Source organism: Rhodoferax sp. TS-BS-61-7 (genome assembly GCF_002943465.1).
Classification (GTDB): domain Bacteria; phylum Pseudomonadota; class Gammaproteobacteria; order Burkholderiales; family Burkholderiaceae_C; genus Allorhodoferax.
On the sequence record NZ_PTQY01000002.1, the window covers coordinates 579,672 to 600,500 of the forward strand.

21 protein-coding genes are annotated in these 20,829 nt (G+C 55.4%); 8 read left to right on the plus strand and 13 right to left on the minus strand.

Annotated elements, in window-relative coordinates; genetic code table 11:
- Nucleotides 1-47: 47 nt before the first annotated feature.
- Nucleotides 48-983 (minus strand): folate-binding protein YgfZ, encoded by a 936-nt coding sequence (locus C5F53_RS08550; protein WP_105260924.1) that lies wholly within the window; start codon nucleotides 981-983, stop codon nucleotides 48-50.
- Between the two features lie 46 nt (nucleotides 984-1,029).
- Between C5F53_RS08550 and mltG the strand changes: the two genes are divergently transcribed.
- The 6 genes from mltG (at nucleotide 1,030) to C5F53_RS08580 (ending at nucleotide 5,565) form a co-directional block, all read left to right on the plus strand.
- Nucleotides 1,030-2,013, plus strand: a complete 984-nt coding sequence (gene mltG / locus C5F53_RS08555; protein WP_304590029.1) for an endolytic transglycosylase MltG — start codon at nucleotides 1,030-1,032, stop codon at nucleotides 2,011-2,013.
- Between the two features lie 25 nt (nucleotides 2,014-2,038).
- Nucleotides 2,039-2,674, plus strand: a complete 636-nt coding sequence (tmk, locus tag C5F53_RS08560; RefSeq protein ID WP_105260925.1) for a dTMP kinase — start codon at nucleotides 2,039-2,041, stop codon at nucleotides 2,672-2,674.
- Nucleotides 2,671-3,684, plus strand: a complete 1,014-nt coding sequence (locus C5F53_RS08565; RefSeq protein WP_105260926.1) for a DNA polymerase III subunit delta' — start codon at nucleotides 2,671-2,673, stop codon at nucleotides 3,682-3,684. Before tmk ends, C5F53_RS08565 begins: the two co-directional genes overlap by 4 nt.
- Before the next feature lie 9 nt (nucleotides 3,685-3,693).
- Nucleotides 3,694-4,053 (plus strand): PilZ domain-containing protein, encoded by a 360-nt coding sequence (locus tag C5F53_RS08570; RefSeq protein WP_105260927.1) that lies wholly within the window; start codon nucleotides 3,694-3,696, stop codon nucleotides 4,051-4,053.
- A gap of 61 nt (nucleotides 4,054-4,114) precedes the next feature.
- Nucleotides 4,115-4,909, plus strand: coding sequence for a TatD family hydrolase (locus C5F53_RS08575; RefSeq protein ID WP_105260928.1), 795 nt, complete (start codon nucleotides 4,115-4,117; stop codon nucleotides 4,907-4,909).
- Entirely contained in the window at nucleotides 4,906-5,565 is a 660-nt protein-coding gene (locus tag C5F53_RS08580; protein WP_105260929.1) for an ankyrin repeat domain-containing protein, read from the plus strand. The genes C5F53_RS08575 and C5F53_RS08580 overlap by 4 nt, the downstream gene beginning before the upstream one ends.
- Before the next feature lie 578 nt (nucleotides 5,566-6,143).
- Here the strand turns inward: C5F53_RS08580 and C5F53_RS08585 are convergent.
- From C5F53_RS08585 to C5F53_RS08625, 9 genes are all read right to left on the minus strand, one after another.
- Nucleotides 6,144-6,563, minus strand: a complete 420-nt coding sequence (locus C5F53_RS08585; RefSeq protein ID WP_161499905.1) for a protein-export chaperone SecB — start codon at nucleotides 6,561-6,563, stop codon at nucleotides 6,144-6,146.
- Between the two features lie 56 nt (nucleotides 6,564-6,619).
- A complete protein-coding gene (locus tag C5F53_RS08590) occupies nucleotides 6,620-7,081 on the minus strand; it encodes a helix-turn-helix domain-containing protein (protein ID WP_161499906.1) in 462 nt (153 codons plus the stop codon).
- 1 nt (nucleotide 7,082) lies between these two features.
- Nucleotides 7,083-7,541, minus strand: coding sequence for a hypothetical protein (locus tag C5F53_RS20105; RefSeq protein WP_146097327.1), 459 nt, complete (start codon nucleotides 7,539-7,541; stop codon nucleotides 7,083-7,085).
- Between the two features lie 566 nt (nucleotides 7,542-8,107).
- Entirely contained in the window at nucleotides 8,108-9,229 is a 1,122-nt protein-coding gene (locus tag C5F53_RS08600; RefSeq protein ID WP_105260933.1) for a hypothetical protein, read from the minus strand.
- Nucleotides 9,229-9,867 (minus strand): hypothetical protein, encoded by a 639-nt coding sequence (locus C5F53_RS08605; protein ID WP_105260934.1) that lies wholly within the window; start codon nucleotides 9,865-9,867, stop codon nucleotides 9,229-9,231. The genes C5F53_RS08600 and C5F53_RS08605 overlap by 1 nt, the downstream gene beginning before the upstream one ends.
- Before the next feature lie 187 nt (nucleotides 9,868-10,054).
- A complete protein-coding gene (locus tag C5F53_RS08610; RefSeq protein ID WP_105260988.1) occupies nucleotides 10,055-10,303 on the minus strand; it encodes a hypothetical protein in 249 nt (82 codons plus the stop codon).
- 344 nt (nucleotides 10,304-10,647) lie between these two features.
- Nucleotides 10,648-11,787, minus strand: a complete 1,140-nt coding sequence (locus tag C5F53_RS08615) for an XRE family transcriptional regulator (protein WP_105260935.1) — start codon at nucleotides 11,785-11,787, stop codon at nucleotides 10,648-10,650.
- A complete protein-coding gene (locus C5F53_RS20110) occupies nucleotides 11,787-12,383 on the minus strand; it encodes a hypothetical protein (RefSeq protein ID WP_146097328.1) in 597 nt (198 codons plus the stop codon). Before C5F53_RS20110 ends, C5F53_RS08615 begins: the two co-directional genes overlap by 1 nt.
- Nucleotides 12,384-12,481: 98 nt before the next feature.
- Nucleotides 12,482-13,450, minus strand: coding sequence for a DNA-binding protein (locus tag C5F53_RS08625; protein ID WP_105260937.1), 969 nt, complete (start codon nucleotides 13,448-13,450; stop codon nucleotides 12,482-12,484).
- 124 nt (nucleotides 13,451-13,574) lie between these two features.
- On the opposite strand from C5F53_RS08625, the gene C5F53_RS08630 reads away from it, so the two are divergent.
- Nucleotides 13,575-14,636, plus strand: a complete 1,062-nt coding sequence (locus C5F53_RS08630; protein WP_105260938.1) for a site-specific integrase — start codon at nucleotides 13,575-13,577, stop codon at nucleotides 14,634-14,636.
- A gap of 77 nt (nucleotides 14,637-14,713) precedes the next feature.
- Here C5F53_RS08630 and C5F53_RS08635 read toward each other — a convergent pair whose 3' ends face one another.
- Nucleotides 14,714-15,484 carry an ABC transporter substrate-binding protein gene (locus C5F53_RS08635; protein ID WP_105260939.1) on the minus strand — a complete coding sequence of 257 codons (771 nt, stop codon included), beginning with the start codon at nucleotides 15,482-15,484 and terminating at the stop codon, nucleotides 14,714-14,716.
- 225 nt (nucleotides 15,485-15,709) lie between these two features.
- Nucleotides 15,710-16,597, minus strand: coding sequence for a hypothetical protein (locus C5F53_RS08640; protein WP_105260940.1), 888 nt, complete (start codon nucleotides 16,595-16,597; stop codon nucleotides 15,710-15,712).
- 1,268 nt (nucleotides 16,598-17,865) lie between these two features.
- Between C5F53_RS08640 and C5F53_RS08650 the strand changes: the two genes are divergently transcribed.
- Entirely contained in the window at nucleotides 17,866-18,777 is a 912-nt protein-coding gene (locus tag C5F53_RS08650) for a hypothetical protein (RefSeq protein ID WP_236635298.1), read from the plus strand.
- A 742-nt stretch (nucleotides 18,778-19,519) separates the two neighbouring features.
- Here C5F53_RS08650 and C5F53_RS08660 read toward each other — a convergent pair.
- Complete coding sequence (locus C5F53_RS08660) at nucleotides 19,520-20,776, minus strand: IS256 family transposase (protein ID WP_105260943.1); 1,257 nt, start codon at nucleotides 20,774-20,776, stop codon at nucleotides 19,520-19,522.
- Between the last annotated feature and the right edge of the window lie 53 nt (nucleotides 20,777-20,829).

The window sequence follows — 20,829 nt, forward strand, 5'->3', positions numbered from 1 at the left end:
AATCCAGCCAGCGGGCTCGTGACGCCAGTGGACAGAAAAACACCGCTTTAAATGTCGTCGAGCAACGGGTAGGGCAGAGGCAGCAGCTGCAAGGCCGAGCCAGCGGCCAGTAAGGGCCCGGCGTCCAGTGCCGCCAGTTGCAAAGACACGATGGCGTCCATGCCCCCCCCTGGTGCGGGTGCTGCCTGCACCACGGTGCCTACGGGCTGCGTGTCGTCCGCCGGGGTGAAAATTTCCTGGCCCGCCTGCAGCAAGGCCGTGCTGTGCACCACAAACGCCCGGCGCTTGAGGGTGCCGCGGAACTGGCTGCGCGCCACCACCTCCTGGCCGGGATAGCAGCCTTTTTTGAAGTTCACACCGCCCACGGATTCGTAGTTCAGCATCTGCGGCACAAAGGCTTCAAACACGGGCTGGCTCAGGGTGGCGACACCGCTGCGGACTTCGCTCCACAACCAGCCATCCAGTGGCAAGGCCTCGCCCTGCGGTGGCGGCGCCTCTACGGGTGCAACCCAGAGCTGGCGGGGCGTCCCGTCCGCGGGATACAGGTTGACTACGGTTTCAGCATCAAAATCGGCCTTGGCCCAGGCAGTATCTGCGCGAGCAGCTATCTCTTTGATAGCATTACCAGCCAGCCCATAAACAACAAAACGTTCGCTGGCATCGCTCAAACGGGCTTTGGCCCGCATCACAAACATGGACAGGCGTTTAAGCGTAGGCGCCAGCAGGTCCTTGCTGCACACCAGCACAATGTCACCGGCCGGGCGTTTGAAACCAATGAAGCTGGCCTGCATGCGGCCCTTGGCCGAGCAAAACGCGGCCAGCCTGGCACTGTGCAGGTCCAGCAGCGCAAAGTCGTGGGTCAGCTGGCCGTGGAGGAATTTGGCGGCGTCTTCGCCTTCGATCTGGATCACGCCCAGGTTGGCCAGGCGGGTCACACCATTCAGTGTGGCAAAGGGTGGTGGGGAAGCAGGCTGGGTACTCATGGCTGAATTATCATTCCGCTTCTGATGACTGACTGGAAGTAGGGCTGTGCGCTTGTTTCTTGCTGCGGTGGTACTCACCGCTTTGGGGTTGCTGGGGGCGGGCTACGTCTGGGTGCAGTCGCCTCTGGCGCTTCGTGAGCCCGTCGTGGACCTGTCCATTGCGCCAGGTTCCAGCGCCCGCCAGGTGGCCAATGCGGTGACCGAGGCTGGCGTGCAGGCCCACCCCGGCCTGCTGTACTGGTGGTTTCGCCTCTCGGGCCAGTCACGCGCCATCAAGGCCGGCAGTTACGAAGTGGAGGCCGGCAGCACGCCCCAGAGCCTGCTGCGCAAGTTGGTGAACGGCGAGCAGGCCCTGCGCAGCGTCACCCTGGTGGAAGGTTGGAACTTCAGGCAGGTGCGCGAGGCCCTGCGCAAGGCCCAACATCTGCAGCCAGACAGTGCAACCCTGTCCAGCCAGGCCCTGATGGCCCAATTGGGCCGCCCCGGCGTGCACCCGGAAGGCCGGTTTTTCCCCGATACCTACAGCTACGCCAAGGGCTCCAGCGACCTGGCCGTCTTGCAGCGCGCCCTGCGCGCCATGGACCAGCAACTCGACGCCGCGTGGTCATTGCGCAACCCCCAAGTGCCACTCAAAACGCCTGAAGAGCTTCTGGTGCTGGCCAGCATCATTGAAAAGGAAACTGGCAAACCCAGCGACCAGGCGCAGATTTCGGCCGTGTTCAACAACCGGCTCCTGATCGGCATGCGCCTGCAGACCGACCCCACGGTGATCTATGGCTTGGGCGAGTCGTTTGATGGCAATTTGCGCCGTGCCGACTTGCTGGCCGACACGCCTTACAACACCTACACCCGTGAAGGCCTGCCCCCCAGCCCGATTTCCATGCCTGGCAAGGCCGCACTGCTGGCCGCTGTGCAGCCCGCAGCCAGCAAGGCGCTGTATTTTGTGGCGCGCGGAGACGGCAGCAGCGAGTTCAGCGAATCGCTGGACGCGCACAATAGGGCGGTCAACAAATACCAGCGCGGCCAGTGAGGCCGGGCGCACGCACAGGGGCGGCATGAGCGGACTTTTCATCAGTTTTGAAGGCATCGACGGGGCGGGGAAATCCACCCACATCCAAAGCCTGGCCGACGCCTTGCGCGCCCAGGGCAGGGCGCTGACCCTGACCCGCGAACCCGGCGGCACACCGCTGGCAGAGCGGCTGCGCCACATGGTGCTCAACGACAGCATGGACCCGATGACCGAGGCGTTGCTGGTATTTGCCGCACGCCGCGACCATGTGCAGCGCGTCATCGTGCCGGCGCTGGCACGCGGTGATGTGGTGCTATGTGATCGTTTTACCGACGCCACGTTTGCCTACCAAGGTGGTGGGCGCGGCTTTGACTGGCAGGTGCTGCAGCAGCTGGAGCAATGGGTGCAAAGCCATGAGCAGGCTGGCTTGCTGCAGCCCCACACCACCGTGTGGTTTGACGTGCCCCCTGCCGTAGCGGCCGAGCGGCTGGCCGGCGCCCGGGTACCCGACAAATTCGAGTCACAGCCGATCGCCTTTTTTGAGTGCGTGGCCGCAGGTTACGCGCGCCGCCAGGCCGAAGACCCGGCCCGATTTGCCCGCATCAACGCGCACCAGACACCGGCGGCCGTCTGGCAAGACGTAGAAGCGGCATTGCGTGCACGCGGAGTGCTGCGTCCATGAGCGAGCCCGGCGCAAACGTGTTGGCGCCCTGGATTCAGGCCCAAGCACACACCTTGCTCGCGCAGCGCGGCCACGCTTGGTTGCTGCAAGGTCCGTCGGGTCTGGGGCAATATCCCTTGGCGCTGGCACTGGCGCGCACCTGGTTGTGCGAACACCCGACTCCGCAGGGGGCATGTGGCGAATGCGGCAGCTGCCACGCTATCGATGTGCGCACCCATGCCGACCTGTGCATGCTGATGCCCGAGACCACCATGATGGAACTGGGTTGGCCCCTGAGCGAAAAGGCACAGGGTGACATCGACGACAAAAAGCGCAAGGCCAGCAAGGAAATCCGCGTCGACGCCATGCGCGACGCGGTGGAGTTTGCGCAGCGCACCAGTGCGCGCGGGCGTGGCAAGGTGGTGGTCGTGTTCCCCGCAGAAAACATGAACGCCATCACGGCCAATGCCTTGCTCAAGACACTGGAAGAGCCCGCTGGCGACGTGCGGTTTGTATTGGCCAGCGAATCGGCCCACCAGTTACTGCCCACCATTCGCAGCCGCTGTATTGGCCACACCATGGTGTGGCCCAGCGCAGAAGAGGGCGCGCAATGGTTGCAAGCCCAGGGCATGGATACCAGCCGCGCCCGGCTTTTGCTGCAAGCCACAGGTGGCCGGCCGGCCGATGCCCTGCTGTTTGCCGAGTCCGGTCGCGACCCCATGGCCTGGGCGGCCTTTCCCCGTGCCATGGCCCATGGGGACGTCACGGCAGTCAAGGATTGGACTGCGGCGCAGATCATCGACGCCCAGCACAAGCTTTGCCACGACCTGATGGCAAAGCTGTATGGCGCGCCACCGCGCTTTTTCGAACCCAAGGATTTGGGTTCCCTGCGTATTCCCATGCCGGTGCTCAGCACCTGGAGCAAGGCGCTGTCCACAGCCATGAAGACCATGGATCACCCCTTCAACGCAGGCCTGATGGCTGAGGCGCTTGTCGGACAAGCCCAATCGGCCCTAAACTCAGGGCATTAAGTCGTGACCATGAGCACCAACCCCGCCACCGCCCGTCCCAGTGTCATCCAGCTCTCTATCAAGGAGAAAGCCGCGTTGTACGCTGCCTACATCCCCATGTTTACCGAAGGTGGCGTGTTCATTCCCACCACCCGGGAATACGCCTTGGGAGACGATGTGTATGTGCTGCTGTCCTTGCCAGAAGACGTACAGCGTTACCCGGTGGCCGGCAAAGTGGCTTGGGTGACCCCGCCCAAGGCCTCGGGCGGCCGCACCCAAGGTGTAGGCATCTTGTTTCCCAAAGACGAAAAATCCCGCCAGCTCAAGCTGAAAATCGAAGAAATTCTGGGCGCACATATGGCGTCCGAGCGCCCCACACAAACTGTGTAATTCCGGGCCCCTGGCACAGGCCGACTACGGGCCTGCTGCAGTTTTGATAGATGGACCTCCCATGTTTACCGATTCCCACTGCCACCTGACCTTTCCTGAGTTGGTGGCCGATTGGCCTGCCATCCAGCTGGCCATGGTACAAGCCCAAGTGGACCGTGCTTTGTGCATTTGCACCACACTAGAAGAATTTCCAGGCGTTCATTCCCTTGCACTGGCCCATGCCCACATTTGGGCCAGTGCCGGTGTTCATCCGGACAACGAAGGTGTTACCGAGCCCAGCGTCGACGACTTGGTGCGCCTGGGATCTTTGCCCAAAGTGATTGCCATTGGAGAAACGGGGCTGGATTACTACCGCTTGGGAGACCGCACGATTGCCGAGATGGAGTGGCAACGCGAGCGCTTTCGCCGCCACATCCAGGCTGCGCGCACCGTGCAAAAACCCTTGGTCATCCACACCCGCAACGCATCCGACGACACATTAGCCCTCCTGCGGGAGCAGGGAGAAACCGGTGGAGCAGGGTGCGCGGGCGGGGTTTTCCATTGTTTCACCGAAGATATGGCGGTCGCCAAAGCGGCACTGGATCTTGGTTTTTACATCTCGTTTTCCGGCATTTTGACCTTCAAGAGTGCCCAGGCGATTCGCGATGTGGCGGCCATGGTTCCCATGGACCGGCTGCTGATAGAGACCGATAGCCCTTACCTGGCTCCAGTTCCCTACCGCGGCAAGACCAATAATCCGTCGTATGTGCCGTATGTGGCGCAAACATTGGCAACCCTTAAAGCCTGTGATGTAGAGACAATGGCCCAGGTCAGCGCCGCCAATTTTGACACCTTATTTCGCCCCCAAGCATCATGAGATATTGGTTTAAGAAACTTATATATCTACTTGTTTTTATTGGATTTAGTTCCGTTAAGGCAGGATCCTACGAAGACTTCTTCACGGCCTTGGAAGCAGACAATGCCACCATCATTGGCCAGCTTTTGGAGCGGGGTTTTGATCCCAACACGCCCAACCCCAAGGGTGTTCCTGCGCTGATGGTGGCGTTGAAAGTACCGGCCCCCAAAGCCATTGCTGTACTGATGCGCCATCCCGAGTTGAAAGTTGAAGTTCGCAATGCCCAGGATGAAAGCCCGCTGATGCTGGCGGCTCTGCGCGGTTACGCGGAGGTATGCGCCCAACTCATCGAGCGGGATGCCGATGTCAACAAACCCGGTTGGGCACCACTGCATTACGCAGCCACAGAAAGCCATGTTCCGGTAATGCAGTTACTACTGGATCAGCATGCCTATATCGACGCAACATCGCCTAACGGCTCAACACCGCTAATGATGGCCGCTATGTACGGCAACGCATCCGCGGTCAAGATGCTGCTGGAAGCGGGCGCAGATCCGACCATCAAGAACGACTTGGGGCTGACTGCCATCGACTTTGCCGAGCGCGTCAAAAAGACAGATTCCACCACCATCATTGCCGCCTTTATCCGCGCCAGACGTCCTAAGGGGGCTTGGTAACGGATTTAACTTTACTTTATACGATGTATATTATGTTTAGTTAAATAGCTACAAAAAAGCTCCCCCATTACCGAATTGTCATCCGGCGAAGTAAAAGTGCCAGCACTTTGGTAGGTAAAAGTGTCAACACCCGATCATGACCTTCCATACAGACGACCTCCTCTCAGAGGGAAAATGTTCAAATTGCCACTTGAGACTTGATGGCGCTGGGTGGTGCAGTTTTATCGAAATACGGATACTTAGACCTCCGCGATTCGTGAATCTGGTAGGTAAAAGTGTCAACACTCAGGCGCCGGTCGACTGCACTGGATTTGGTCAGTATCTTGCAAGCGGCCCAATAGTGTAAAAGTGACGCACAAGCCCGCGGCATCCAGACCTGTGCGTGCGGATGAACCATGGTCACCGACTTGCACTTGTCGGGAACTTTTGTTCACGGCCCCTTTGGCCGACTGCAGAGACTTTGACCATCTTCCGGTAAGGAGCACTAATAAAAAGCTGATTTCTCAGCAAGGTGGCCAGTCTGTCTTCGTAATTCTTAGAAATCGGTAGGAAAACTAACCCGCATTTGCTATCAGCAATTACCGCGTTGGTGCAGGCAAAGACTCCGGTGTCGCAGCCTGGTCTTGGAAATTCACGCCAGGTAGTGTCAACGGCCCGTACTCCATCCTTGAGGTGAGATTTGTCACCAGCTCTCGGACAGCTCCGTAAGCAATGGCCAATCCATTGACGGTAGCCAAATCCTCGCGCCGAGCAGTTGAAAGTTTGGGGCTGACATCCACGAAGGCGACGAGTTCTACGTCCAACGCATAGGGACAAATCTTCCCCTCTTGATTCTTCACCCGGACGATGAGTGAAACCATGAAGTTTGTTGGATCGTCCCCTTGACTTTGGTTCGCACCAATGGCGGTCTCGACCTCCAATTTAACCCCATCCCATTGGAAGTTTCTGGGGTCAATCGAGGCGTCGGTATTCCCCTCCGCATCGATATGCGCAGTCACAGACACTCGCCTGTAGATGATTGACTTAGTTTGAATTGGACTCGCTTGCATATCAATCAGGCGGCAGCCAAGAAGAATGAGTCGTCCTTAATTCGCTTCATGTTTTGAATGTTCACTGCAGGCCCTGACCATCGAGTGCCAACACTTTGATCGAGTCCGTGAAAACCTACTTCTCTATGCGCGTGAGTGTGTTTGATATCGAGGTTCAGCTCTGCTTGATCAGCAAGTGTGCCGACGCCCGCTAATCTGGCTTGTACTGGAACGAATGTGACATTTGGGACATAGCCCAATGCCCAGCCCATCTTCACCAAGGTTTCTAGTGTCGGATTGTTGGTTCCGCTCAGAGCACGACTAACTTGGGGTGGCTTGACCCCGAGCTTCTCTGCATACTTCTCCTGGGTGATATTTGCCGCCTTCAGATGGTCTTGAAGTTGAGACGCAACACCAAGCTTGACCCTGCTGAGCCAGTAGCCCTCAGATTGCCGCGCCTTCGCGATAGCTTCTTTAAATTTGGTCAAACTAATCTCCTTGCTGGGTTACGACAGCAACTGAGTTGGACTCAGCTGCTGTCTCATATTGAAGTTTGAGTCTCTTTAGCTCAGTTGCAAGAGGCTTGGGAGTTGTTTGGGTTTTTTTCATAGCGGCACGGGCTAGGACGGCAACATGCTGCTCTTTTCCATAGAACCAATGGACTCGCAAATTGCCAACTCTGAATTCATAAATTCGTTCTCCCGAAACTGATTCATGACTTCGTGCGGTTCCAATCCATCGTCTAGGCCCTTGTTCATCAAAGACCAACCCATCTAGAAATGCGAGCATCTCTGTAGCGGATGCACTTGAGGGGCCGCTAAGTAGATCGCATAAAAAATCCTCTACTTGACACTGACCATCTGCATCACAAATTGCATACAGCGTCCAAATAGCATTGCGGCATGTAAAGACATCCTCATTTTCAAATGGAAGCTTGCGTACATGCATGAATCTTAACTTTAAAGTTAACTACTTGAGTTGGGGATTATGCTTATCCATGAGGCAAAAGTGGCAATCTAGAGGCCTGCTGTTGCCGAGATCAAACAAAAAATCATCTTAGAACCCCTCTTTACTGTAATTATTTACAGTTTTGCATGAAAAATAGTCAGTCGTACTGCGAAGGGAAGCCACTGCGAACGAAGACAAGATAGCGACGACTAGGCTTTGCGTCGCTGAATCAGTGGGCCCAATTGAGTCGGCGAGCGATTGCGTTACTTCTTCTGGACTGGATATACCAGAAGCTGCCACTGGATTGGGCCGCTGCTAGGGCTGTGCTGCCGGTGATTTTGGGGAGGCAGCGTATGCCCTCCCGCAATGGCTATTTCATCGCCGCACGAGGTACAGCGGTAAATTCCAGGGTGTGGAGCGGACGTGCCAGGTGTGTGTTTCACATCAAATGCAGCGTCATTCGACTGAGTGAGCAAGTCTCCGTTTTTATAGAGCGCCATGATTTCCTCCCTTTGTGTATCTATTGCCCTAAAGATGCCTCGCCCCTCTTCCGAGATGGTGCGAGACTAAACCGCCAACGTGTTGATTGAACTCCGTTTTGCACTCCGCATCACTCCAGACGAAGCCATATAGGGAAAGCATTCCTGGTAGACGTTGTCCAGGAGTTCGTCCATTTCCAGAGAGAGCTGATAAAGCCAACCAATCTTTTCAGCGCTGTCAAAAATTGCTCGGCTTCCATCGGGCACCAGAAGTTTTCTCGCAGTGTCTTGATCTCGGTAGAGCGCGTCAAGGTGACGCTGCGTCTCCGACAGGACGGCAAGTTCGCTGAACTGCCCCATACGCAAAGCATTTGTGTCTGCGTGGTACATGACAGCCGCGATGTCGTAGCTCGAGAGTTGAATATCGCGGTCGGCATCGGCCTTGACGTTTTTGCACAGACGAATTGCCTTGCGAAGCCCACCCTTGATGCTGTCGCATCGGCTAGCCACCCGTTCAATATGCAGGAATGGCAAGTTTTCGATGGTTTCACCAGTTCTCTTGTTATAGATCTTCACCGCCCGGTCGGCCTGGCGACCACTCTCTTGATAGGCCTCAGTGTCATGCCAGTGCCCAGGCACGACATCAACAGATCGCGGCAATGACGCTCCAGACACTTTGACAGCTTTGGCACCCGTTTTATCGACCTTTGCTGAAGGAAATGCATTGTCGAGATCTGCTTCAATTTGAATCCGAAGTTCCCTCAGGACCTCACTCGAACTCCGTGGCGAAGGGCTTGAGTAACCACCACGCTTTGACTTCACGCCAGAGACGCGGTAGGTTAAAAATTCCGTTGTAATAGCCAGCACATCGACATCGCTGACCCTTCTAATATGGACGTCCAGCGGGACAGAGCCTTGAAGCTTGAATACAGCATCGATGTTCACCTTTGCAAGACGCTCACGCAACTGGTCCGCCACACGGTTCCCAGTTGTCACACTGACTTCGGTGTATTTCTTGCCAACGGACTGCATTGCGCCAATCGCGTACCGAGTCCAATGCTGGCTTGCTGATCCGCGCCGCTCCCAGTCTTCAATATCCAATGCGTCTGCGGTATAGCTTTTGTTGAGAGAGTCCAGTGCAATCCCTGTGGTTTCCCCCTTACGGCGCGAGCGAAGTTGTGAAAGACGCGCGTTGACATCGGATCCCATTAGTTCCTCTTCTTCCAGTTCATCGTACCGAAAGTCGTTCGACCACGTCCATTAAAGTAATCACCCGTTGCGGACTTGAGGTCCTCGGCAATGGTCATTACGGAGCACCCGGCGTGCGCGGCTAGGCCCACCGCACCAGTTTTGGGATCATTCCGATAGTGATACAGCAGCACAAAACCATCGACACTGTCATGGGCCAGTGCGGCGGAAATGCTGTTTGACCCTGAAGTCTTTGTGACCAGCCGAATGCGCAGCTTGTCCCACGATTGAACAATGGTGATTTCAGCTTGCCATTCGTACGCCACAGCCCCATCGGATTTCATAGAAGTTCCGACACAATCCCAGGTGCCAGAGACGTTGGGTACTTTGAGTGCATGCCCGATGCCGGGCCACCTCCAGGCCCATTTGTTTAGCACCCAGTACAAAGCACCAAAAACAGCACCCGCCCCAATCAGCGAGAACAGCGCTGGCGGCACGTTGGCGTTCCAACCGAACTTTTGCGCAATATCAACTGCAGTCAGGAGCAAAAAAACCAAGAACCCAGAGATTGCGCTTGCCAAAAAACCCAGCAACCGGCCTACCTTTGCGCGATTGGCTCCTCCCATTACCAAGTACTCGTGTTCCAGTGGGGCGACCATGTATTTAATCTAGTTGAAGGTGACAGTGAAAAGAGAGAGATGGCCGTGCATCGGATATACGTCAATCCAGGGACGCGCATGTGGACGCTGAACACAGCCAGGGAACCAGCTGGCCCGTACTGACCGCAATGTCGCAAGGGTAAGGTAGGAAAACTGAGTCTTCGCTACCCAGCAGCGACTACCCCAATCAGCGCTTTCGATTGGACTGCGAGACTACGGAGCCCGCCAGCTTCTGGGTTGTTGCACTGGCCGAGGTACTCTGCAAGGCTTTCGAAGCGGTCGCTTCAATTGCTGCTCCAGTTTGTTTGCCAGTGTGCGCCTGAGCCAAGGCGGAAGCAGCAAGCTGCTTTTGAACTTGAGATGCGCTACTGCTTTGAAGCGTCTTGCCGGCAAGTGACGCAACAGAAGGCGAGGTTTGCTTTGTATTGCTGCCCATTAACAACTCCCGTTTGTTTCTATAGTGAGGACGCGTAAATACTATATCTGGGGTCGTTACATTTTGCAACACGCTACCTATAGCGCTTTTGGCGAAATCTCAGCGATTGACGGGAAGCACTTTTTTGCTTGCTCAAATCGCTTCGCGTCATGGAGTCATTGCATATCACCTGGCGAAGTAAAAGTGTCAACACCCAATCATGTCATTCCGAGCCCCCCCCTTCTCAGGGCGAAAACGTTTCAATTACCACTTGAGACTGCTTGGCGTTCAATGGCGCAGATTCAGCGAAATACGGATCCTGGATCTCCGCGACTCGTGGGTCGTGTAGGTAAAAGTGACAACACTTATCCGGCTAGCTTTTCATCGCCGTTTTGTGTACCGCCCGTCAATTTGCCGGCTCCCAGAAAATTCATGACATTGCTGGATTTTTCAGCTTGAGGAAGCGTCAGTAGGTTTTGAAGAAGACTGGGACGCACTCGCATTTCTCTTGCAATGGCGGCCTGTGGCACGCCGAAATGCTCTTTCATCACCTTCAAACTCTCAGCGACAACCTCTGGCGCTTCATGGGGAATCAGATGATCTTCCGATTCTTTCAATGCTTCCCCATGCCGATTCAGACCGACATACCCTGCTTTGGCTTGATCATCCGAAAACACGCCCAATTGCCGTCCACGAAACAAGATGGCGGCTTTTGATACGCCCCATCGCATCTTCAGTTCCGACAGTCCTGCCCAATTCAGACGTGTGCCTCGCATCGCAATGCGACATTCGCTAGCAAATGTTCCGCGAGGCATCAACAGCGCACTGGCAAATCGATTGGCCTGGGTCTCAGTCAAACGATCCCCAGTCAGCACACCAATGTGCAAAGCAAAGTGGCCCAATTCATGTGCAATTCCAAAACGCTCTCGGCATGCAGATCGACCGTCCCCATTGAGTGCAATGAGTGGGCGCTTGGTAGCAAAGGACACCGCATCAATTTCTTGCGCCAAGCCGTGCACCCTCAGCACAATGGCGCCAGCGTTTTCCGCAATGCGCGTGACATTGCTCAAGGGACCCATGCCTAGCCCGAAGAGCATGCGGAATGTTTCAGCCGCACGCTCAATCGTCTCAGGTGAGTCGGGATCTGCGGCAACGACCTGATACGGGGGCAAGTCGACGTTCTCGTCAAGTACAGCCACTAATTTTTTAAGCATTTCACCGCGCGCGCGCGCCACTTGGCGCAGAGCAACCTTAGTGGTGAGTTGGCGGCGAAAATGGCACTGTTCATCCGCAATGGGATTTGCATCTACGTGGTAGAAAAACTCAGGGAGTACTTCCAACGCTTCTACCAATGACGTCTCTAACAACGTGGATACGGACTCAGCGCCTGTTTCAACGCGACTTAAAAATTGCTTTGAGACGCTGACGCGCTCTCCCAGGTCTGTGAGAGACAGATCGTGAAAGAGTCGAATGAGTCGTAAGTTGCTTCCAATGAACTCGCTCATCACATCGAGGCGGATTCAGCATTGCCATCGTCGCGCCGCTTAGGGGTAACCTGGGGCTTCGCCACCTGGACAGGTTGGACCACGTTGTCGCTGCTCTCCAGTCGCAACATACGCATGGAGTCCGATTCCCATTTGCAGACGGTCTCATTGGTTGGCGTGAAGCCCAAAAACACCACTTTGGGGTCACTCGTCTCGTTTATGCCGCGGTCAATGACAAAACAAAATCGGGCTGGGTCACCTTCTTCGGCGAATTCCTGGAATTCTTGCTGGTGGCGATTGGCAATCAAGACTGCATCTTTGGAAGGGTTGCTGGGGTCGTCGTTGCTGAAACGGCATGGCACGCCATCAATGGTAAAGACCAAATCATTGCCATAGTTGGAAATGCTTAACCATCCATACTGGCCGCTGGCAGCTTCCTTAATAATCCGGCTACGCTGACGACCGAAGGTTGCACAACCCCTTGTGTAACCCCCATCGGTATCGCGGTTTAAATCGTCTTCAGTCGCAAAGAGCTCTTCCAGGAGCCATTTGGAAATAAGCGAAAGGCGGTCTGCCGACAAGCCGGATTTGAAGGTGGACGGTAATGGCAAGTTCATTTTGTGCACTTTATTGATTTCGTCAACGCGATTTTTGTGCAGATTCTTGGTTTCGTCAATCTTTTTTAGGTGTCTGTCAATTTCTTTTTTGAAATTCGCTATTTCGTGCCGTCTGCAGCTACCGTCTTGCGTTTTGTGGGTTCTCGCCTGGAGGTCATCGTTTTGAGCGTTTGATTGAGATTTTCCAACATGGCGCCATTGGTCACGCGCTGATCTTGAAGCAGCCCGGTAAGTTCGGTGCAGCGCAACTCGGTCGACGCAAGGGCCTGGCGCGCTGTGCCAAGCTCGTTCTGGGTGGATTGCAATCGCTGGGTCAAGGTTTCAATGCGCGCTTCCAGGCCACTGCGTGTGGTTTGAATCAGGGCACTTGCCTCTTCCACTGCCGCAAGGGCTTGTTTGGCAACCTGCCGTTCGCGATCAATCTCGCCAAGAAGACGCCGCTCGTTGCCTGCAGTGCGCTCTTCCCATTTCCCCCGCTCTTCCATATGGCGCCGGGCCAGCTCGTCACTGTGGTTGCGCGCTGTCTGAAGTTGCTCTTGAGTGGCGGTCAACACAGAGCGCATCTCGGAAACTGCGTAGTTCCGCATATCTAGTTGTTCCATGGTTAACGCCAGACGGTCTTCGGCAGCCTCTGTTTTGTCTTGTTCTGCTTGCAGAAGTCGATCCACCATTTCCTGGCGTTGGTTGAAAGCCAACTCCTGCTGCGCAAGCTGCGATTCGCGATCCGAAAGCTGAGCATTCCCGACGGCGATAGCCTGTAATTCGGGGGCGAGAGCAGCTTCGGCCTCCCTGCGAGCCGTCAGTAGGGCCGTACCCCATATCTTTGCCATGGCTTGGACAAATGCTGCCGGCATCGCGCCCTCCTCGGCACGGTCTCCTGCCATTCCAAGGCGTTTTCCTAGGGCGGAAAACCAGGTTTCCAGCATTGGCGCGACCGTATTTGGTGAACCACGGCCCAGGTGCAGGCGTACTCGCTCGATTGTTGGGCGTTGGCCAACCGCCAGCAAAGCATCAGCAGCGTCCCAGACCTCTTCCTGCTGGACACCTCTCGTATTTTTCGTTTGCATCGCCCTACTCCATGCACTATATTTACCAACGATAATGGATTGTTATCGTGACTTATCTATAAATTTTGTAATAGATCATATGTTGTATGTATGAAATATTCCATCAATCCACCTGCTGAACACCATGCGTTTGCCTGCTCTCCAGAAAATACCGGCCTTGCAGCCCACGGAGCTGAGCGATGTCACGCAGCGGGCGGTCAACGACCTGCTGCGCGAAGGCGAATCGCAAAACACACAGGCCAGCTACCGCAGCGCGCTGCGTTACTGGTCGGCCTGGTACGGAATCCGGTATGGCCAGCAAGTCCAGCTTCCCTTGCCTGCGGCGTGCGTCATGCAGTTCATCGTTGACCACGCGGAACGGAGCACCGACAAAGGTCTGGCATCGGAACTGCCCGCCGACATCGATTTGGCGCTGGTTCAGGCGGGCTACAAGGGGAAATTGGGTGCCATGGCGCACAGCACGCTGGTGCATCGGATTGCCGTGTTGTCCAAAGCGCATCAGATGCGTGAAGTCAAGAATCCCTGCCAGGATCCCAAGGTCAGAGAGCTGCTCTCGCGTACCCGGAAGGCCTATGCCAAGCGCGGCGCCCTGCCCCGGAAGAAACAGGCATTGACCAAGGACCCGCTCCAGGCACTTCTGAATACCTGTGACGCGTCGTTAAAAGGGGCGCGCGATCGCGCCCTCCTCCTCTTCGCCTGGGCCAGCGGTGGACGGCGACGCTCGGAGGTGACGCAAGCCCAGCTGGAATCTTTGCGCGCGGTGGGGGCTGACGGCTACCTGTACACCCTTAACCACTCCAAAACCAATCAGGCCGGCATAGATCAACCGGAGAACCACAAGCCTGTGACCGGGATAGCGGCTGTGGCCATGAAGGAGTGGCTGGAAGCCAGCCGCATTACTTCTGGATCCATTTTTAGGCGTATTCGCAAAGGCGGGCACCTCGGTGAACCACTCTCCCCTGCTGCTGTGCGGGACATCGTGAAGTCGCGCTGTGCGTTGGCTGGGATTGAGGGAGATTTTTCGGCGCACTCCCTGCGATCAGGGTTTGTGACGGAAGCCGGACGCCAGCATATCCCGCTGGCAGAAACCATGGCCATGACGGGTCATCACAGCGTGGCCACGGTCTTGGGTTACTTCCGATCGGAGTCTTCTTTGTCGAGTGCGGCAACCCAGCTACTTGATTGATTTGAGCGTTGCCGCAGATCAGGCAGCCCCCCGTGGGGCCAGGACGCTCCCGGGTGTGCTTTCCGCATCCATGGCTGCTAGTGGTACTTCTTCTGTATTTCGGCAAAGAGCCCAGAAGCCTTCATGCCGTCCAGCGCTTTCTGCCAGCGAGCAATTTCAATGTCGGAGATGTCGGTGCTGCAAGCGATGTACAAAGGTGCGCCAACCAGCTTGACGGACGTTTGAACCAGTGCATGGGGCGGGTAATTCATTTTCTTTACAAGATACCGCACACCCAGAGGCGTATCGCTAATTGCTAGATCACAGCGGTCGAGCAGCAATTTCCTGTAAACGGATTCGCCGTCCGTGGATGTTGGATCGAGATTCATGAAGCCGGCAGATGTCAGTGAGTCCAAGACAAGGCCGCCATGTCGACATCCGATTAACTTGACATTTTTGGCATCGCTCAGGTTGGAGATTTCAAGCGTGTTACCGCTCTTCTTGTAGAAGTAGATCTCACCGTCCCCCAGTGGCCCAATCCATTTGTACCTTTGCTCACGCTCGGGGGTTCGCAACATGGTGATCATCATGGTTTCGGTCGCATTGCTTAGTAGCGATCTCACACGCATGCTCGGATAAATTTCAATGGGGACTTTCAGGTTGAAGTTCTCCAAGATGTTTTGTAGAACCTCAACTGAAAACCCTTTTAAAACTCCATTCTCGGTAAAGTTGTACGGAGCCCATTCCTCTGTAATCACGCGGAGTTTTCTCTCATCAGCCCGCAGCGAGTCCGAGGAAATATTCCCAATAAGATACACCAACCCAAGCAAGGCGGTTCGTCTTTCTACGCTGAACTGATGGTGAGACATCGCGAAGGCGGAGGTTTATGTCGGACGCTTGAATTAAACCATTCAGCACCAGTATGCGCTAGGCATATCGCTCCATTGCGAGCACGTGTAAGTACGCTAATTGAATGTAAGCGCCAATTTCGCCCCCTTATTGCGCAGTGGGGAAACGACTGGTTGGCAGCTCCGAAAATAGGCGGACGACTGCTACGGGGCAAGATGAGACTAGTGATTCGGAACGCCAATGCATCACTGATGGGGGGCGTCGCGCCTTGCCTTCATCGCTTGACTGAGGATCTGCGCGAAACTAAACACGCGCTGCTGCCCATCGGGATTCGCGTTGCCCAGAGTCCAGACGTCGATTTGTGTGTAGTAGTTGACCTGGGGCCTCATCTGTTCTACATGCGTCATCGCAGTGATGCTGAACAAGATGCCATCGCAGTCCTGCTCTGCAACAGGCTTCTGCAGGATGATCCTGTTTTCCTCCCGAAATCTATTAATAAGACCAGTTAATTCCGCGTTGACCTCGGCTGCGGTGTTCTGGACCAAGATGTTGTTCTCGGGAACAAGCACATCGACATTGAGCGCTATGAGGCCCGCGCCGTTAAATGGGCGAAGTTGACGCCCCCCTTTTCTCAATTGCCCTTCCAGGTTGATGATCGAGTTGATTTTTTTGCACGCGACTGGGTATTCGCCGGTGTCCAGTTTGAGCAGAATGTCGGGCTCCGCCATAACGGCTTTCATGCCATGGCGAAGCAGGTAGTCAGCCAACTCGATCTCGAAGAAGGCATCTTTGCCTTGCGACTGATTGTGCAGAGGAAGGCTCATGTCGTTCGAGGCGACCCGTTTCAATGCTTCTTGCGCCCCGGCATCTTCGCTCAGGCCTAGGACGGCGCTGCAGATACGATTGACGTGTAGCGCAGAGAACAGCCAGTCTCGCCAACTGGGGTTCTGTTCTCCGGCCGTCCATTCGCTCGAAAGCGCAGCGGCCTTCTTCATAAGCTGCCCCAATACGCTGGCAGGATTGAGCCGAATCTGCCTCGATTCAAGAAGCGCCTTGACACGGTTAGCTTTGTCGACAATCTGTTCGTAGGTTGTGACGTAATCAGGACGGTCTGAAAGAGGGATGTTCTGCATGTGCCAACTTTACCTGCAAGAGCTCTTTGGTGCGTTTGACCGGCAGGTCGCGGCGAATACATCCGCAGGCAACCAGGGCGCAGTGGGGTAGGTGTGTACCGAGCCGGGTGCTTTGCTCAAAGCGACTCCAATATCGGTAATGCTGCTCCCCGACTCCCACATCCGCCACAAACGTGTGCGTGGCTCTCACGTCAACATAATTTTTGCTTATTGCCTTGAGGTACCATAGGCAGATTTAATGTGGCCCTCACACTCTGAGAGTTAATCAACTTCCACTGATCAGAATTCGAAAAAACCAGAGATAAATGCTGTGTGCCCCGAACACATGAAGAATTTCTGATGACCAGAAAAAAACCGGCTTCCCGAATCGTGGTTCAACGCTCGCGAAACAATGCGAAACGAAGGCTGATTGCCACCTTACCTAACGCGGAGTCGCGGGCCGAGTTGTCATTGCGTGTGGTTTACGGTGCGTACTCCAAGCACAAGTTCAACCCGACGGCCTACAAGCTCAGTCCATATGCAGGCCAAGATGAAGAACGAACGTATTGCGACGCCCATGCCGACTTCGGGAAGAAAGACTCCGGACGGATTCAAACTCTCCTTGAACGCGGGGTAATGCTTGGGCTCTGGTCTGAGCAGAACGACGGTGATGCTCCTAGTTTGCTATGGACTCTCGACGAGAGCGGCTGGATCTTTGAGCTCCGAATTACTAATTCGGGTCAATCTCAATATCATGGCTACCCCGTCCTTCCAGGAGACGCTTTCGCGAGACATGTTTTGAGCAGAGCAAGAGTAGTGGCATTCACCAAAGGCGATTTTCCTGTAGACCAAGATACTGGCACACAAGCCGCTATAACCGCAGCAGAGGCCTTTTACAGATGACGAATTTAAGCTACTTTAAATTTTCTGCCAGCTGGCCGAAAGACAGCGACGACGTGGCAGAAATTTCCCTTCGTGTGGGGGACAGAGTCATCTCCCGAATAGCTGATACAGAAAAGCATACTGTAAGAGACTTCTTTCGAGCCTCCACTACTGGCTTAGCGTTTTGGCTGGCAGACAATTGGTGGCGCTTGCGCTGGGAGACGATAAGGGACTCTAGATTTCCCTCTGTGGATTGGCGCCTACGCCATGAATTGAATTCGGCAAGCGGTGGTGCACTATGGCCTCCTGTGAGGATCTTCAGCGTCGGTGACCGTATAGCGTTTGCCCCGAGCGTTGGAAAAAATGTCGTAAATGGTCCCCAGTCCTATTTTGAATTCAAAATAGGCATGGTCGCGGCCGATGAATACGAGCGGGAATTGGACGGTTTTTTCGAAGCCGTTCTTGAGCATTGCGCCAAGATTGTGGACGGCGAAGCGCTAAACACCTTGCTCAAGCAAATCACTATCGAGCGCAAAGAGCCCGAGTTGGCGGCTTGGCGACGTTTAGAAGCTTGCCTGGGATTCGATCCAGATGCGGCACCGGACGAGGTCATTAACGCGTTGATTAAGCTAGAAGACGTAGTTGGTGAGGAAGGCGTCGAGGAAGCGGCACATGCACAGCCCGGGGTAAGTGCAGCGAAATCCTTGAACTTGGCAATAGAAGCCTCGCGCGAATCAAATATCGAGGTCGATTTAAGTTTGGCAGAAAGCCTCAAGCGTGACTGGAAGTTGCCGAGTCATGCGAGTCCATGGGAAATGGCCGAGGCAGCGGCGAGGGAGCTTAGATCTATCATCGGTGTTTCGAGAGGTCTGCTTACGCATGATGTCTTCGCGGACATCTTCAAGGCACGTTGGGATGATTTGAAGTCAGCCACTGCGACCGCGAGAACTCTGCCCTATGGCGCCAGAATTGGCGACGAAAAAAAATCCCGCCTAGCCTTGCAAACATTAAAACCATATGATCGTCGCTTTGAACTGGCCCGGCAGTTCGGGGATGCTGTGTGGCAGAAGGATATTGATTTCGGTATCGTCAGTGGGTCAAAAAGTGACCGCCAGAAGTTCCAGCGTGCTTTTGCTCACAATTTGCTGTGTCCTTTTGAGTACCTTCAACGAGTCATAGACGTTAACGACCCCACGTCCGAGGCTATGGAGAAAACCGCACGGACGTTTGGTGTGCATCCGTCTGTTGTCCGTAATCAGTTGGTCTACAAAGGCTATCTTCCGTTCGAGAACACCAATGAGGAAGCCGAGGCTGCTTAGTCTTCCTGTAATTCCGGCCAATTTCTTGGGGGAAACAGGGTTGTAACGTAGCCGGCTCAGTTGCCCGAATTGCTGGATCAGCGCCCATTCATCACCGTTCGTATCTTGGATACTCGTCAAGAATGACGATGGGATAGCTGTCGGAATAGATGGCCGCCAGTCAGCCACTCCTTTGAAACAGTTTGCCAACCAGGCAGGCAAACAGATCAAAGTGCGAAAGCCCTTCTTGTTAGAGAAGTCGTTGTTTCTCGGCATCATGGTCGTTCTTGTCGATGTCGGTCAGGTGCGCGGCAGCCTCCGGTGGCGGTAATAGTTGAACACTCAGCCTGCGGTTAAGCAAATAGGCATGGCTCCGGATAATCGTCCATGCGAATCGGTGGTATGGGCTGACCTCCACCCAGTGTTGAATTCCGCTGAACCCTGACCCAAGGGGGAGGCGGCGTAAAACTTGGACTAGTTATGCCGCGATTCCAAAGATAGGTCAGGTTTGTCTACCGTACCGGATGCAGTCCAATCGCGAAGGCGGAGGTTTGTGTAGGACACTTGAATTAAACCACTCGCCACCAGTCTGCGCTAGGCATGCCAGATGCGGTGCTTGCTGGGGAACGGCAACTGGGCGTTCGAAATGTGTATGCAACGACGCAAACGGAAACACCAGAAGTTGCCCTCGCGTGGGAGTGTCTGAATTTCTGTGTGTGAGGCGGGATTGCCTGCCCACGGTATTGGGCAAGCGGATTTCATCTTAATGGACCTTGTTGGTGAAGCGGTCTTCGTAGAGGATCGCGAACTGGTTCATTGCCTCTTTCCAATCTCTATTGGCTCGGCCCCAGTCGGCAGTGATATTGCGTAGGGCCAGCCAGATCAGCTTGCTGGCCGCATCGTCCGAAGGGAAGTGCCCCCGTGTCTTGATGATCTTGCGTAGCCTGGCATTTACGCTCTCAATGGCATTGGTGGTGTAGATCACCCGGCGGATGTGCGGCGGGAATGCAAAGAAGGGAATCACCTTGTCCCATGACCTACGCCAAGCAGCAGTGACGGTTGGGAATTTTGCACCCCATGGCCCCGCCTCAAACGCATCCAACTCCGCCAGGGCAGCCTCAGCACTGGCCGCCGTATAAATGGGTTTGATGGCTGCGGCAAGCGCCTTGCGGTCCTTCCATGAGGCGTAGTCCAGGCTGTTGCGTATCAGGTGCACGATACAGGTCTGCAGCGTGGTAGCCGGAAACACCGTCCCCAGAGCCTCGGCCATGCCCTTGAGGCCATCAGTGACGGCGATCAGGATGTCATTCACTCCGCGTGTCTTGAGGTCGTTGAACACCTTCATCCAGAACTTGGCCCCTTCGGTGTTCTCTATCCACAGGCCCAGAATGTCGCGCGTACCGTCAGGCTGCACGCCCAGGGCCAGGTAAATGGCTTTGTTGCGCACCACCGCATCCTCACGAATCTTGACACGCAGGGCATCAAAGAAGACCACCGGATACATGGGCTCCAAAGGACGAGCCTGCCAGGCCGTGACCTCGGCCATGACTGAGTCAGTGACTGAACTGATGAATTCCGGCGAAACTTCGGTGGCGTACTGCTCGGCCAGGAAGCCCTGGATCTCACGCACCGTCATGCCACGGGCGTACATGGCCACGATCTTGTCGTCAAAGCCCGTGAAGCGACGCTCGTGCTTGGGGATGAGCAAGGGCTCGAAGCTGCCGGCGCGGTCGCGTGGCACGTCGATGCGCAGTGGACCGTCTTCGGTTAACACGGTCTTGGCCGTAGCACCATTGCGGTGGTTGCTGGCCTCGCTGGGCTTGTCAGCGCCTGGCGCATAACCCAGGTGGTGGGTGAGTTCGGCGCCCAAGGCACGTTCAATCAGTGCCTTCTTGAAGGCCATGGAGGCGGCATTTACCGCCTCGGCGCTCATGGGGCCATTGACAAATTGGTCAATGAGTTCTTTGGGTATGGTCGGCAGCGCCTGTGCTGCTTTGGCCTTCCCTGTCTTGCTCGGCATACATGCTCCTTGGTGACATGGTATGCCTCACACACAAAATTTCTGACAGGCTC

Coding starts and splice junctions, on each gene's coding strand:
- C5F53_RS08550 (WP_105260924.1), bottom strand. CDS start 983: ATGAGTACCCAGCCTGCTTCCCCACCACCCTTTGCCACACTGAATGGT.
- tmk (WP_105260925.1), top strand. CDS start 2,039: ATGAGCGGACTTTTCATCAGTTTTGAAGGCATCGACGGGGCGGGGAAA.
- C5F53_RS08565 (WP_105260926.1), top strand. CDS start 2,671: ATGAGCGAGCCCGGCGCAAACGTGTTGGCGCCCTGGATTCAGGCCCAA.
- C5F53_RS08570 (WP_105260927.1), top strand. CDS start 3,694: ATGAGCACCAACCCCGCCACCGCCCGTCCCAGTGTCATCCAGCTCTCT.
- C5F53_RS08575 (WP_105260928.1), top strand. CDS start 4,115: ATGTTTACCGATTCCCACTGCCACCTGACCTTTCCTGAGTTGGTGGCC.
- C5F53_RS08580 (WP_105260929.1), top strand. CDS start 4,906: ATGAGATATTGGTTTAAGAAACTTATATATCTACTTGTTTTTATTGGA.
- C5F53_RS20105 (WP_146097327.1), bottom strand. CDS start 7,541: ATGCATGTACGCAAGCTTCCATTTGAAAATGAGGATGTCTTTACATGC.
- C5F53_RS08600 (WP_105260933.1), bottom strand. CDS start 9,229: ATGGGATCCGATGTCAACGCGCGTCTTTCACAACTTCGCTCGCGCCGT.
- C5F53_RS08605 (WP_105260934.1), bottom strand. CDS start 9,867: ATGGTCGCCCCACTGGAACACGAGTACTTGGTAATGGGAGGAGCCAAT.
- C5F53_RS08610 (WP_105260988.1), bottom strand. CDS start 10,303: ATGGGCAGCAATACAAAGCAAACCTCGCCTTCTGTTGCGTCACTTGCC.
- C5F53_RS08615 (WP_105260935.1), bottom strand. CDS start 11,787: ATGAGCGAGTTCATTGGAAGCAACTTACGACTCATTCGACTCTTTCAC.
- C5F53_RS20110 (WP_146097328.1), bottom strand. CDS start 12,383: ATGAACTTGCCATTACCGTCCACCTTCAAATCCGGCTTGTCGGCAGAC.
- C5F53_RS08625 (WP_105260937.1), bottom strand. CDS start 13,450: ATGCAAACGAAAAATACGAGAGGTGTCCAGCAGGAAGAGGTCTGGGAC.
- C5F53_RS08630 (WP_105260938.1), top strand. CDS start 13,575: ATGCGTTTGCCTGCTCTCCAGAAAATACCGGCCTTGCAGCCCACGGAG.
- C5F53_RS08635 (WP_105260939.1), bottom strand. CDS start 15,484: ATGTCTCACCATCAGTTCAGCGTAGAAAGACGAACCGCCTTGCTTGGG.
- C5F53_RS08640 (WP_105260940.1), bottom strand. CDS start 16,597: ATGCAGAACATCCCTCTTTCAGACCGTCCTGATTACGTCACAACCTAC.
- C5F53_RS08650 (WP_236635298.1), top strand. CDS start 17,866: ATGGTCGCGGCCGATGAATACGAGCGGGAATTGGACGGTTTTTTCGAA.
- C5F53_RS08660 (WP_105260943.1), bottom strand. CDS start 20,776: ATGCCGAGCAAGACAGGGAAGGCCAAAGCAGCACAGGCGCTGCCGACC.